Origin of the sequence: Actinoplanes sp. NPDC048967 (assembly GCF_040649415.1) — a bacterium.
Lineage (GTDB): Bacteria > Actinomycetota > Actinomycetes > Mycobacteriales > Micromonosporaceae > Actinoplanes.
In genome coordinates this window covers 826985-839122 of record NZ_JBEZFL010000003.1, presented here as the reverse complement: position 1 = coordinate 839122, position 12138 = coordinate 826985, and the positions used below count along the sequence as shown (strand labels likewise).

The 12138-nt window shown below is 72.4% G+C and carries 13 protein-coding genes and 1 pseudogene; 12 read left to right on the top strand and 2 right to left on the bottom strand.

Going from position 1 to position 12138, the window contains the following annotated elements; translation table 11 throughout:
- Positions 1-77 precede the first annotated feature (77 nt).
- The 3 genes from AB0C12_RS16500 (at position 78) to AB0C12_RS16490 (ending at position 1657) form a co-directional block, all read left to right on the top strand.
- Complete coding sequence (locus AB0C12_RS16500; protein ID WP_360548586.1) at positions 78-482, top strand: helix-turn-helix transcriptional regulator; 405 nt, start codon at positions 78-80, stop codon at positions 480-482.
- A 59-nt stretch (positions 483-541) separates the two neighbouring features.
- Complete coding sequence (locus tag AB0C12_RS16495; RefSeq protein WP_360548584.1) at positions 542-1087, top strand: hypothetical protein; 546 nt, start codon at positions 542-544, stop codon at positions 1085-1087.
- A gap of 159 nt (positions 1088-1246) precedes the next feature.
- Positions 1247-1657: an HPF/RaiA family ribosome-associated protein gene (locus tag AB0C12_RS16490; RefSeq protein ID WP_360548582.1), complete on the top strand. Its 411-nt coding sequence runs from the start codon at positions 1247-1249 to the stop codon at positions 1655-1657.
- Positions 1658-1678: 21 nt separating this feature from the next.
- Here AB0C12_RS16490 and AB0C12_RS16485 read toward each other — a convergent pair whose 3' ends face one another.
- Positions 1679-2227, bottom strand: a complete 549-nt coding sequence (locus AB0C12_RS16485) for a dihydrofolate reductase family protein (RefSeq protein WP_360548580.1) — start codon at positions 2225-2227, stop codon at positions 1679-1681.
- Positions 2228-2351: 124 nt separating this feature from the next.
- Between AB0C12_RS16485 and AB0C12_RS16480 the strand changes: the two are divergent.
- From AB0C12_RS16480 to AB0C12_RS16470, 3 genes and pseudogenes are all read left to right on the top strand, one after another.
- Positions 2352-2453 (top strand): annotated as a pseudogene (locus AB0C12_RS16480) (VOC family protein); the annotation flags it as partial.
- Between the two features lie 92 nt (positions 2454-2545).
- On the top strand, positions 2546-4090 hold the full coding sequence (locus AB0C12_RS16475) for an aldehyde dehydrogenase family protein (protein ID WP_360548578.1): 1545 nt from the start codon (positions 2546-2548) through the stop codon (positions 4088-4090).
- Positions 4091-4117: 27 nt separating this feature from the next.
- Complete coding sequence (locus tag AB0C12_RS16470) at positions 4118-4939, top strand: TrmH family RNA methyltransferase (RefSeq protein ID WP_360548576.1); 822 nt, start codon at positions 4118-4120, stop codon at positions 4937-4939.
- Here AB0C12_RS16470 and AB0C12_RS16465 read toward each other — a convergent pair.
- The gene (locus AB0C12_RS16465) at positions 4936-5352 is read right to left on the bottom strand and encodes a VOC family protein (protein ID WP_360548574.1); all 417 of its coding nucleotides are present in this window, start codon (positions 5350-5352) and stop codon (positions 4936-4938) included. The two genes, AB0C12_RS16470 and AB0C12_RS16465, sit on opposite strands and share 4 nt — an antisense overlap.
- Positions 5353-5414: 62 nt before the next feature.
- Here AB0C12_RS16465 and AB0C12_RS16460 point away from each other — a divergent pair, with 62 nt between their 5' ends.
- From AB0C12_RS16460 to AB0C12_RS16435, 6 genes are all read left to right on the top strand, one after another.
- The gene (locus AB0C12_RS16460) at positions 5415-6395 is read left to right on the top strand and encodes a YafY family protein (protein WP_360548572.1); all 981 of its coding nucleotides are present in this window, start codon (positions 5415-5417) and stop codon (positions 6393-6395) included.
- 80 nt (positions 6396-6475) lie between these two features.
- A complete protein-coding gene (locus AB0C12_RS16455; RefSeq protein ID WP_360548570.1) occupies positions 6476-6868 on the top strand; it encodes a type II toxin-antitoxin system RelE/ParE family toxin in 393 nt (130 codons plus the stop codon).
- Positions 6868-7182 carry a helix-turn-helix transcriptional regulator gene (locus AB0C12_RS16450; protein WP_360548568.1) on the top strand — a complete coding sequence of 105 codons (315 nt, stop codon included), beginning with the start codon at positions 6868-6870 and terminating at the stop codon, positions 7180-7182. Before AB0C12_RS16455 ends, AB0C12_RS16450 begins: the two co-directional genes overlap by 1 nt.
- A gap of 57 nt (positions 7183-7239) precedes the next feature.
- Positions 7240-8157: a phosphotransferase gene (locus AB0C12_RS16445; RefSeq protein ID WP_360548566.1), complete on the top strand. Its 918-nt coding sequence runs from the start codon at positions 7240-7242 to the stop codon at positions 8155-8157.
- A gap of 33 nt (positions 8158-8190) precedes the next feature.
- A complete protein-coding gene (locus tag AB0C12_RS16440; RefSeq protein WP_360548564.1) occupies positions 8191-9396 on the top strand; it encodes an EAL domain-containing protein in 1206 nt (401 codons plus the stop codon).
- A 110-nt stretch (positions 9397-9506) separates the two neighbouring features.
- On the top strand, positions 9507-12080 hold the full coding sequence (locus AB0C12_RS16435) for an AAA family ATPase (protein WP_360548562.1): 2574 nt from the start codon (positions 9507-9509) through the stop codon (positions 12078-12080).
- The last annotated feature ends 58 nt before the right edge of the window (positions 12081-12138 follow it).

The following is a 12138-nucleotide window of genomic DNA, read 5'->3' as shown; positions in this document are numbered from 1 at the left end:
TAGCAGTGCCTGCGTCTTCAACCAATTGCCCGGCCGAGGTGGGCCGGATTCGATCGGAGTGGGCCTATTCTTGGCCCGTGACGCCTTCCACGCCGGAGGCCGGCTTCGGCGGCTACCTCAAGGAAGCGATCCAGGCTGCGCGGTTCCCGACGCCGACGCACTTCGCCCGGGCGGCCGGCACCGATCCGTCCGTCGTGCTGCGCTGGCTCAGCGGTGAGCAGCGGCCCACCATCAGGTCCATCGAGCGGATCGCGCCCGTGCTGGGCCGCGGCATCAACGAGATCGTGGTGGCCGCCTACCCGGACCGGGTCGGCGGGCCGGTGCCGGCGCCGCCGGTCACCCCGCCGATCGTGCACGAGCTGGGCCGCATCCTCGCCCCGGACTCGCCCATCCCGGAGGCCGACCGTAAGGCGCTGGAGGCGGTGCTCGACCGGATGCTGGACCCGTACCGGAAGGTACTGCGCCGGCGCCGGTCGGCGTGACCGTCACGATCAGCTTGCCGGGTGTCGCGCCCGGGCACGGATGTCCGTAATCTCGGACCATGACTGAGCGGGCCCGCGCCGATCATGGGTCCACCGTGGGCGGACTGCATCTCCAGCTGAGCAGACTGCTGCTCGGCTCCCTGATCGCCGCGGTGGCCGCCACCGGCGCGCTCATCCTCACGGTGATCGTCGGAATGCCGCCCGGGCATCCGCCGCCGCCCCCACCCGGCGGCATGCCCCCGCCGCCCCCGTTGACGTCACTCGCGGTCTTTCCGGTGATCACCGGGTTGTTCGTGCTGGCCTGGCTGGCGGTCGTGGTGGCGTTCTCCCGCGACCAGATCCTGCGCCGGATCGAGCAGCTGCGCGACGGCCCGGTGACCGACGGGCGGCAGTTCGACGAGGTCCTCGCCGAGCTGCGGGCGCAGCTCGCCGCCGACCGCGAGCGGGAGCTGCACGTGCTCGAGGAGCGCATCGCGGAGCTGACCGAGGAGTACGGCGAGCAGCGGGAAACCGACGGCTACCTCAACGGCATGCGCGTGGCGACGGGAGAGGAACCCGTGTCGGCCAAGGTGCACTCGATCCGCCGTACGCCGCCGCAGCGCTGACGCGCCCAGGTGATTCGAGCGCCTCGTCCGTTTCCGGGGCCCTTCCGGCGGGGTACAGGAAGATCAGGAACATCCCCGAGCCGAAGGGTCAGCGAAGATGGTGACCGTACGACTGTGCACCTCCCGGTCCGTGTCCGCCCGGCGGCAGGAGGTGCGGCGATGAGCCACGTCGCGAATCCCGCCACCGTTGACGAGTGCCTGCGCGTGGGCGCCGGCTTCTCGCAGGGTGACCGGAACTGGATCGCCGAGCAGTTCGGCACGCTCGACGCCCGCCTCGCCGGTTTCCACGCCGACACCACCGAGCTGGAGGTGTCGGTCAAGGACCGCGAGGCCCCGGGGCAGAAGGTGACCCTGGAGTGCTGGATCGCGGGCCGGCAGAAAGTCGTCACCACCTCCTCCGAGGAGGACCTGCACGCCGCGCTCAACGACGTGCGCGACGACCTGCGCCGCAAGCTCAACGACGCGAAGACCAAGCAGGAGCCGCGGCACAACCGCCACCTGCGGGAGAACGCGCTGCCCGACCCGGCGGCGATCGACGAGGGCGATCTCCTCAAGAACGACCAGATCTGAGCGTCGCGTCCTGCCCGCCGCTCAGCCGGCGGGCAGGACGCGGAACCGCAACAGGGACGCGAGCGGCACGCCCGAGAGGTGGATGCGCTCCAGTCCGACGGTACGGCCACCCGGCTGCTCGAACAGCCGCACCCCGTCGCCGAGCAGCACGGGCGCGACACAGGTCAGCACCTCGTCCAGCACGCCCGCCGTCAGGCACTGCCGGGCGACGTCCGCGCCGAGCACGTTCACGTACTTGTCGCCGGCCGCCTCCTTCGCCTGCCGGACCGCCTCGGCGAAGTCGCTCACGAACGTGATGCCCGGCCAGTCGGCCTCGGGCACGTGGTGGGTCAGCACGATCTGCGGCCCGGACCAGCCCCCACCGAACGCCTCACCCTCGCTGGGCGTGTCCTTGTAGGGGTCGTCGCCGCGGAACGTGCGGTTGCCGACCAGCAGCGACCCGATGTCACCGATCAGCTCGTCCACATACGGATTGGGCCCGAGGTACGGGGTCAGCCACGACATGTCCCCGCCCGGCCCGGCGATGAAGCCGTCCAGCGACATGGTGACGGAGTAGAGCAGCTTGGCCATGTCCGCCAGTCTGCCTCTTGTGCTCAATCCGGGTTCAGGGTGCAGGGTGGTCGGATGATCGATCCGCTGGTTTCCGTACGCCTGGCCCGGCCGTGTCGTGATCTCGCCGCCGTACGAGGCGAACGGTGGCACCCGGGTGTCCCAGGGCGACTACTGGGACCAGTGAGGAGTGACTGTGGAGGGCCCGGACGGATATCGCCTCGTTCTTTCCGTCCGGAGCTGGTGAAGAACGAGAAAACTTACGCCGAGGGTAAAAGGATCCACCCACGACGTCGTCTGGCGGTGGCGATCAGGGCTGCCCGCTTCGCACAGTGAGGCATGAGCCTGACCCTCGCCCCTGGAACAGCCTGGTCCGACGTCCTCGCCCGGGTCGCGGCCGCCGCGCCCGAAGCGCTCACGGCCGACCGGTTGCGCAATCTCTACGCCGGCAAGTGGCGCGACATCGGCACACCGGCTGAGCTCCGTACCCCGGTGGACGGCACCCTGCTCACGCACCTGGCCAAAGTCGATGCCGGCACCGCGGCCGAGGCCGTGCGGGCCGCGACCGCGGCCCACCGGAGCTGGTCGGCGACGCCGCTCGCCGAACGCCGGGACCGCGTCGCGGCCGCCGTCGAGGCCCTGGCCCGGCACCGCGACCTGCTGGCCTTGACCCTGGCCTGGGAGATCGGCAAACCGTGGCGGCTGGCCTGCGCCGACGTCGACCGGGCCCTGGACGGCGTGCGCTGGTACGCCGAGCAGATCGACCGGCAGGTCGCCGGCCGGGAACCGCTGCCCGGACCGGTCAGCAACATCGCCTCCTGGAACTACCCGATGAGCGTGCTCGTGCACGCCGAGCTGGTGCAGCTGCTGGCCGGCAACGCGGTCATCGCCAAGACGCCCTCGCAGGGCGGCGCCGTGTGCCTGACGCTGGCCCACGCGCTGATGGTACGGGCCGGGCTGCCCGTGACGCTGCTCTCCGGCAGCGGCGAGGAGCTCTCCGAGGTGCTGGTCCGGGCGCCGGAGATCGGCGCGGTCGCGTTCGTCGGCGGCCGCTCCAACGGCGGCAAGGTGGCGGCCGCCCTGCTCGACTCCGACAAGCGGCACTTCATCGAGCAGGAGGGCCTCAACGCGTGGGGGATCTGGGAGTTCTCCCAGTGGGACCGGCTGGCCGGGCACCTGCGCAAAGGCTTCGAGTACGGCAAGCAGCGCTGCACGGCGTACCCGCGGTTCGTGGTGCAGCGGGAGCTTGTCGACGCGTTCCTGGACGTCTACCTGCCGGTGGTCAAGGCGGTCCGCTTCGGGCATCCGCTCGCCGTCGAGACGCCCGGCGATCCGCTGCCCGAGCTGGACTTCGGGCCGCTGATCAGCGCGGCCAAGGCCGGCGAGCTGCGCCGCAAGGTCGACGAGGCGATCCGCGGCGGGGCGGTGCCCCTGCACCGGGGCGCGAGCTCGGCGGGCCGGTTCCTGGACGGGCAGGACACCAGCGCGTACGTGGCGCCGGCCGCGTTGCTGGCCCCGCCCGGACGCTCCCGGCTCATGCACGCCGAACCGTTCGGTCCTGTCGACACGATCATCGTGGTGGACACCGAGGACGAACTGCTGTCGGCGATGAACGCCAGCAACGGCGCGCTGGTGGCGAGCCTCGCCGTGGACGACGAGGAGCTGGCGGCCAAGCTCGCCCAGGACGTGCAGGCCTTCAAGGTGGGCATCAACCGGCCGCGTTCGCGGGGCGACCGCGACGAGTGCTTCGGCGGCCGCGGCGCCTCCTGGAAGGGCGCGTTCGTCGGCGGCGACCTGCTCGTGCACGCGGTCACCGTCGGCGAGCCCGGCGAGCGCCTGTACGGCAACTTCCCCGACTACAGCAGCTACCCGCCGGACATGTGAGCGCCGGCCTGCACCAGACTGGAGGCCATGCCCAGGACGATGCGGATCAGCACGCGCAATGCGACGTTCCAGCAGTGGGAGGCCCTGCTGACCAACCGGAACAAGCGGCAGCGCGCCGGTGAGTTCCTGGTCCAGGGCGTGCGCCCGATCTCCCTGGCGGTGGAACACGGCTGGGAGATCCGTACCCTGCTCTCCTCGGACGGTCCCGGCCTGTCCAAGTGGGGGCGCGAGGTCATCGAGACCGCCGGTGCGCCGCGGGCCGTGGTCGCCGCCGAGCTGATGCGCGAGCTGGGCGGCAAGGACGAGGACGCGCCGGAACTGCTGGCCGTGGTGGGCCTGCCGCCGGACGACCTGACCCGCCTGACGGCCGGCGTGAACCTGCTGGTGGTGGTCTTCGACCGGCCCACCACGCCGGGCAACATCGGCACCCTGGTGCGCTCGGCGGACGCTTTCGGCGCCACCGGCGTGGTCGTCACCGGGCACGCCGCGGACCCGTACGACCCGAAGGCGGTCCGGGCCAGCACCGGGTCACTCTTCGCGCTGCCGGTGGTGCGGGTGCCGAGCCACCGGGAGGTCCTCGACTGGGCCGGCGGTCTGCGCGCGGACGGCGTGCCGGTGCAGGTGGTCGGCACCGACGAGCGCGGCCCGGTCGAGATCGCCGAGCACGACCTGACCGGGCCGACGGTGCTGGCGGTCGGCAACGAGACGCACGGGCTGAGCGCCGGCTGGCGGGAGGCCTGCGACCAGATGGTCCGGATCCCGATCACCGGCGCGGCCAGCAGCCTGAACGCGGCCTCGGCGGCGAGTGTGGCGCTGTACGAGGCCGCCCGCCAGCGGCGCCGCCGTTAGCTGCGGGCTCCCTGGCTGCCGGCGAACTTCGCGATGGCGGCCGGGGTCACCGGGGTGAAGAAGTTGACGAGGTTGCCGTCGGGGTCGCGCACCAGCAGGGACCGGTTGCCCCAGGGCATCGTGGTCGGCTCGGCGACGACCTCGTCGACCCGGCCGGCGATACCGCGGTAGACAAGATCGACGTCGTCGACGAGGAACTCGATGATCACTGTGCGGTTGTCGGCCGGCCGGGACGCGCCGGGCGCGAACAGATCGACGGTACGGGTGCTGCCGATCGCGAGGGTGGCCCGCTCGGTGGTCAGCTCGGCGAAATCCTCGGTGAACCAGTGCGCCTGCACCCCTGTGACCTGCTCGTAGAAGGCGACCAGGCGCGCGGCGTCAGCGGTGATGATGCGGATCGAGACGATGTTCATGAGGGCACCCTAGAACCGATACTGGACAGAAACGGCCCAGTATTCGCGCTAGATTTCCGCCCATGGCCCGACCCGCCGCCCAGGTCCTCACCCTGCTGGAACTGCTCCAGTCGGGCGGCATCCGAACCCTGACGGAACTCGCCGACCGGCTGGGCGTCGACCCGCGCACCGTACGGCGGTACGTGGCCCACCTGATCGACCTGGACGTGCCCGTCGAATCGGTGCGCGGCCGGCACGGTGGCTACCGGCTCGCCTCCGGTTTCCGCATGCCACCCCTGATGCTCAGCGACGACGAAGCACTGGCGGTGCTGCTCGGGCTGATCGCCGGTCGCCGTACGGGCCTGGCGACGACCACGGGCACGGCGAGCGAGACGGCGGCGGCCAAGATCCGGCGCGTGCTGCCGGAACGGCTCGCCCGCAAGCTCGACACCGTGCTGGAGTCGCTCGCGTTCACGGCCGCGCCCGGCGAGTTCGCCCTGCCGGAGACCGCTGTGCTGCTGACGGTCGCGGATGCGGTGCGGCACTGCCGGCCGGTCGCGATCACGTACAGCGGAGGCGACGGGCGGCGAAGTGCGCGGACGGTGCATCCGTACGGGCTGGTCGCGCACTCCGGGCGGTGGTACGTCACCGGCGTCGACCCGGATCTCGGGGCCGACCGGACGTTCCGGCTCGACCGCATCGCTGACGCCAGGACGTTGCCGGGCTCGTTCGAGGCGCCCGCCGGGGTGGATCCGGTGCGGCGGGTGCTGTCCGGGTTGGCGGGGGCGCCGTACCGGCATCGGGTGAGCCTGCGGATCCAGGCGACGGTCGAGCACATCCGGAGCCGGCTGCCCGCGGGAGTGGCGGAGCTCGACCCGGACCCGGAGGGCGGGGGGTGGGTGCGGGCTGAGCTGCGAGCTGAGCGGCTCGACTGGATTCCGGGGGTGCTGGCGTCGCTGGACCGGCCGTTTGTGATCGAGCGCCCGGACGAGCTGCGAGGGCTGGTCGCCGCGCTCGCCGACCGGCTCGCGGCCGCGGCCCGCGCCACTTCAGGCGGCGCGTAACTTGGCCATGAGGAGCGATCAAGCGCCCGGTGCCACGGCCGGGCTAGATACGGTTGTTTAGTTCGAGCTATAGTTTTGGAGTGGCATCCGATTCGACGCGTCGCTGGGCGATCCGTACTACCGGCGAAGTCCGTGACTGGCTGCGGGCTCTACGCCAAGTTGATCCCGGGACGTACCGGTCGGTGAACGTCGCTATCGACATGCTGGCCGAGATCGGTCCAGCTCTCGGCAGACCGCTGGTAGACACTTTGCAGGGCTCTCACCTCGGCAACCTCAAGGAACTGCGGCCGCGTTCGGGCCGGGACGTCGCCATCCGGATCTTGTTCGTTTTCGATCCCTGGTCACAGGCGGTGCTCCTGGTCGGCGGGAACAAGGCGGGCGAGTGGGCACGATGGTACGAAGTGGCGATTCCGGCGGCTGAGGTCTCCTACGAGGCGTGGCTGGCGACGGAGAGAAAGCGGAGGGAGGCGTGATGACGGACTTTCACGACTGGGATGACGTGCGGGCCGAGCTGCACGATGGTGACGATGCTGCCCTCGTCACTGAGCGGGCCCGGACGGAAGCATGGATCTCCGCTTTTCACCTGGCGGAGGAGCGCAAGCGGCTGGGTCTTACGCAGCGGGAGGTCGCCGACCTCATGGGGGTGACCCCCGGGCGGGTCAGCCAGATCGAGAACGGTGACCTGGACGCGAACGAGGTGGCGACACTCAGCCGTTACGCCCGGGCGCTCGGGGCTCGGATGCGGATCATTTTCGACTACGGCAACGACCTCCGGCAGATCGCCTGAGGCCTGACGCCGGGTAACCCGGTCGCCGGGGGAGGGCGGCGACCGTACGGTCGCAGCATGGTCCCCACCCTGCGCTCGATAGTCGACCCCGCAGCGCTGGCCGGCATCGCCGCCCGGGAGTACGGCCTCGAGGTCACCCGCTGTGTCCTGCTGCGCTCCCTGGTCAACGACGTCTACCGGCTGGACACGCCGTCCGGCCCGCGGGTGCTCAAGCTCTACCGGGCCGGACACGCGTCCGCCGCCTGGGAAGTAGCACTGGCAGCCCATGTCGGGGCAGGCGTCGCTCAGGGCGTACCGCTGCTCGACGGCCGCCCAGCCGGTGACCTGACCGCCGCCGAGGGTTCGCGGGCTTTCACGCTCTGGGAGTGGGTGCCCGGCGACAAACCGTCGAAGCCGCGCACCGACGAGCTCTACCACCGTTTCGGTATCGCCACGGCCGCGTTCCACCAAGCCGCCTCCGGCTTCCCCGGTCCGCCGGCCGTCGACGTGGGCGAGCTGGTCGACGAGGTCCTGGCCCGGGTGCCGGACGCCGCCGACCGGGCGTTGATCGCCGCGCTGGCGGCCGAGGCCGGCCGTCGGATACGCGCGGCCGAGCTGGATCGCGGGATCTGCCACGGCGACGTCACCCTGGACAACGTGCACCAGGATGGCGACCGGATCATTTTCTTCGACCTGGACCGGGCGGCCGACGACTTCCGGGCCGCGGATCTCGCCCCGGTGGCGGGGACGCCGCACTGGCCCGCGTTCCTGGCCGGCTACCGCTCGGTGCGCCCGTTCCGGGCCGCGGACGAGGCGGCGGTGCCCTGGCTCGGCGTGCTGATGCGGATCGACTACCTGCACTTCCACCTGTACGCGAAACCGGCGATGCGGGGCACCGAATCGCTGACCGAGGGCTGGGTCGAGCAGAACCTGACCGAGCTGCGCGCCGCGGGCCGACGGCTCGGCGACTCAGCTGGGGGCTTCGCCGACCGATGAGAGGGGCAGTCCGGCCCGACCGAGGAGGCGATCGTGCGGCACAAACGCAACGAGGCTGAGCAGCAGGTCGCGGAGCTGTTGCGGACCGCCCGGGAGTCGTTGGGGCTCAGTCTTGCCTTCATGACCCGGATGGACGGCACCACCCAGCATCTGGAGGTGGTCGAGTCGCCGCTGCCGTGGGTGTTCCGGGACGGCAACACCCAGCCGCAGGCGACCACGTTCTGTCAGGCGATCATGGATGGCAAGCTGCCCGCGGTCATGCCCAATGTCAAGGATTTCCCGGCCGCCATGAAGCTGCCCTCGGCCCGGATGCCGCGGATCCGCAGCTTCGTGTCGGTGCCGATGGTGCTCAGCGACGGCACCGTCTACGGCACCTTCTGCGCCGCCGGGTTCGCCGCCGACAAGGAGCTCAGCAAGCGGGACAAGGCGTTGATGGAGGTGCTGTCGCGGGCCGCATCGGTGATCATCGAGCCCGGGGTGCGGGAGCGCAAGCGCAACGCCGAGATCGAGAGCCGGTTGCGGCCGGTGATCGACGGTGGGGGCCCGCTCGTGCTGTTGCAGCCCATCGTCGACCTCGTCACCCGGCGGCGGGTCGGCACCGAGGCGCTGAGCCGGTTCCCGCGGGAGTGGAACCTCGCGCCCGACCTGTGCTTCGCCGACGCGGACCTGATCGGTGAACGCGAACGCCTCGAGGTGCTGGCCCTGCGGCGGGCCGGGGAGCACCTCGACCGGGTGGCCGGTTACGTCGCGATGAACGTGTCACCGGCCACGCTGTTCACCGATGACTGCGCCGACTTCCTGGCCCGGATGCCGCTCGACCGGGTCGTGCTGGAGCTGTCCGAGCACGAACCGATCGAGGACTACGACGCCCTGAAGGCCGTGCTGGCTCCGTTGCGGGCCCGCGGCATGCGGCTGGCCATCGACGACGTCGGCGCCGGCTTCTCCTCGTTGCGGCACATCGTCGTCACCGCGCCCGACGTCATCAAGCTCGACCGCAGCATCGTCACCGGGCTCGGCGACGACCCGGTGCTCTCCGTGGTGGTGCACTCCCTGGTCGACCTGGCCCGGGCCACCGGCGCCCAGGTCGTCGCCGAAGGGGTCGAGACCGAGGCGGACGCCGCGGCGCTGGCGAAGCTCGGTGCCGGCCTCGGCCAGGGCTGGCACTTCGGTCGGGCCACCACCCCGGGCGAGCTGCGCGACGACTACCCCGTGGCCGCGCCGGCGCCCGCGTTCGGCTGACCGCGGCGGCGTACCCGTGGCCGGAACGCCCCGGTCCGCCCGATTGAGCTGCGAAGACTGTCCGGTTGTCGGCAGTGCCGGGCGGCCGCGCGTCAGTACGCTCGGCCGCGATGGACCTTCTGGAGCGCGACGGCGCCCTCGCCGACCTGGACGCGCTGCTGGCCGACACGGCCGGCGGCGGGCGGATCGCTGTCGTCTCCGGTGAGGCCGGCGCCGGCAAGTCCAGTCTGGCCGCCGCCTTCGCCGCCATGGCCGGCCCGCGGGCGTGGGTGCTCTGGGGTGCCTGCGACCCGCTGCTCACCCCACGGGCCCTCGGGCCGTTGCACGACATCGCCCGCGAGGTGGGCGGTGCCCTGCGGGAACGGATGGCCGCGGGGGAGCGGAGCGCGGTCTTCGACGCTCTGCTCGACGCGCTCGACGGTCCCCGGCAGCGCCGCCGGCCGGTGGTGGTCATGGAGGACCTGCACTGGGCCGACGAGGCGACCCTCGACCTGGTGGCGTTCCTGGGGCGCCGGCTCGCGGTGCTGCGGGTGCTGCTCGTTCTCACGTACCGTGATGATGAGATCGGTCCCGACCACCAGCTGCGGACCGTCCTGGCCGGCCTGCCGCGGACCCTGGTCCGGCGGTTCCCCCTGGCCCCGCTGTCGGTCCAGGCGGTCGACGAGCTCGCCCGCCGCGCGGGCCGGGCGTCCTCCTCCGTGTACGCGGTGACCGGCGGTAACCCCCTGCTGGTCACCGAGGTCCTCGCCGCGACCGACTCCGCAGTGCCGGCCACCGTGCGCGACCTGGTGCTGTCCCGGCTGTCCGCGCTGTCACCGCAGGGCCGGGAGGCCGCCGGTTTCGTGGCCGTCGTGCCGTCCCAGGCCGAGCCCGCCCTGCTGGCCTCACGCGGCGCCGGAGTCGAGGAATGCCTGGCCGGAGGCGTCCTGAGCGCCACGGCTGACGGGGTCGCGTACCGGCACGAGCTGCTGCGCCGGGCGGTGGAGCAGGAGTTGTCGCCGGTGCGCCGAGCCGCGCTGCACGCCGACGTGCTCGCCCAGCTCGCCGCCCGGGCCGGCGTGGACCCGGCCCGGCTCGTGCACCACGCCCACCACGCCGGGGACGCCGCCGCGGTGCTGCGCTGGGCGCCCGTCGCCGCCGTACGGGCCGCCGGGGTCGGTGCCAACAAACAGGCCGCGGCCCACTACGAGCTGGCGTTGCGGCACGCGGCCGGCGCGCCGGCGGTGGAACGGGCCGAGCTGCTGGAGGCGTACGCGACCGTCGCCTATCTGGCCGGGCAGATCGTGGAGGCGCTGGCGGCCCGGCGGCAGGCGCTGACGTTGCGCGAGCAGGCCGGTGACACCGTACGGATCGGCGAGAACCTGCGCTGGGTGTCCCGGCTCAGCTGGTGGCGGGGGTACACCGGGCAGGCCCGGCAGGCCGGCGTCCGGGCGGTGGAGGTGCTCGAGTCGATCGCGCCCGGACCGCAGCTCGCGATGGCCTACAGCAACCTTTCGCAGCTGCACATGCTCGCCGGCGAGGCCACCGCCATCGAGTGGGGCGAACGCGCCATCGACCTGGCCCGGCACTTCGGCGACCTCGACACCGAGGTGCACGCCCTGGTCAACGTGGGCTCGACCCGGATGGCCCGGGACTTCGCGCGGGGCGGCGCGGAGCTGGAGCGGGTCGCCGCGCTCGCCGCCGCGGCCGGGCTCGACGACCACGCCACCCGGGCCCTGGCCAACAAGGCCTGCCAGGCGGTCGAGTGGTGCGACTTCGACGTCGCCGAGGACGTGCTGGACCGGGTGCTGGACTTCGCCGAGGCCCGCGACCTGGACGGCTACGTGCGCCACCTGCTCGGCTTCCGGGCCGCGATGCTGCTGGCCCGCGGCGACTGGGCCGGTGCCCGGGCGGATGCCGAGGCGGCCATGGCGGGTCGCGATCGTCCCGGCCCCTCCCGCAGCACCGCGCAGGTCGTGCTCGGCCGGCTACGGGCCCGCCGCGGCGAGCCGGACGCCGTCGACATCCTGCTCGACGCCGAAGGGCCGGCCTACGAGGCGGACGAGATGCAGTTCGTCGGGCCGGTCTCGACCGGGCTGGCCGAGTACCACTGGATCGCCGGGGACCCGGCCCGCTCGGCTGCCGAGGCGCGACGCGGGTACGAGGTGGCGGTGCGGGTCGGGCATGCCTGGTTCGCGGGACAACTCGCCTACTGGCAGTGGCGGGCCGGGGAGCCGATCCCGGTCACCGAGCTGATCGCGCTGCCGTACAGGTTGCTGATCGAGGGGGACTGGCGGGGTGCCGCCGCCGAATGGGCGCGGCGGGGTTGCGCGTACGCCCGGGCCGAGGCGCTGAGCTGCGGTGACGAGGAAGCTACCGCGGAGGCGCTGCGCATTGTGGACGGTCTCGGCGCGGTGGGCACGGCCCGGCGGCTGCGCGCCGAGCTGCGGGACAAGGGGGCCAGGGTGCCGCGCGGGCCCCGTCCGGCGACGGCCGCCCATCCGACCGGGTTGACGGCCCGGCAGCGGGAGGTGCTGACGTTGCTCGCGGAAGGACTGAGCAACGCCGACATCGCCGCGCGGCTGACGTTGTCGGCCAAGACTGTCGACCATCACGTGTCGGCGGTGCTCGGCAAGCTCGGCGTACCGTCGCGGGGCCAGGCCGCCGCGGCCGCCCGCCGCCTCGGCCTGCTCGCGCCCCACTGACGCCAACATGGGGAGAAATCCCCACGCGGGCCCCGGCCCGCCGCTCCTAACGTCAGCC

Excerpts from the sequence above, each read along its gene's own strand:
- AB0C12_RS16445 (WP_360548566.1), top strand. The coding sequence starts at position 7,240 with ATGGTCCCCACCCTGCGCTCGATAGTCGACCCCGCAGCGCTGGCCGGC.
- AB0C12_RS16485 (WP_360548580.1), bottom strand. The coding sequence starts at position 2,227 with ATGGCCAAGCTGCTCTACTCCGTCACCATGTCGCTGGACGGCTTCATC.
- AB0C12_RS16470 (WP_360548576.1), top strand. The coding sequence starts at position 4,118 with ATGCCCAGGACGATGCGGATCAGCACGCGCAATGCGACGTTCCAGCAG.
- AB0C12_RS16435 (WP_360548562.1), top strand. The coding sequence starts at position 9,507 with ATGGACCTTCTGGAGCGCGACGGCGCCCTCGCCGACCTGGACGCGCTG.
- AB0C12_RS16490 (WP_360548582.1), top strand. The coding sequence starts at position 1,247 with ATGAGCCACGTCGCGAATCCCGCCACCGTTGACGAGTGCCTGCGCGTG.
- AB0C12_RS16475 (WP_360548578.1), top strand. The coding sequence starts at position 2,546 with ATGAGCCTGACCCTCGCCCCTGGAACAGCCTGGTCCGACGTCCTCGCC.
- AB0C12_RS16450 (WP_360548568.1), top strand. The coding sequence starts at position 6,868 with ATGACGGACTTTCACGACTGGGATGACGTGCGGGCCGAGCTGCACGAT.
- AB0C12_RS16495 (WP_360548584.1), top strand. The coding sequence starts at position 542 with ATGACTGAGCGGGCCCGCGCCGATCATGGGTCCACCGTGGGCGGACTG.
- AB0C12_RS16460 (WP_360548572.1), top strand. The coding sequence starts at position 5,415 with ATGGCCCGACCCGCCGCCCAGGTCCTCACCCTGCTGGAACTGCTCCAG.
- AB0C12_RS16465 (WP_360548574.1), bottom strand. The coding sequence starts at position 5,352 with ATGAACATCGTCTCGATCCGCATCATCACCGCTGACGCCGCGCGCCTG.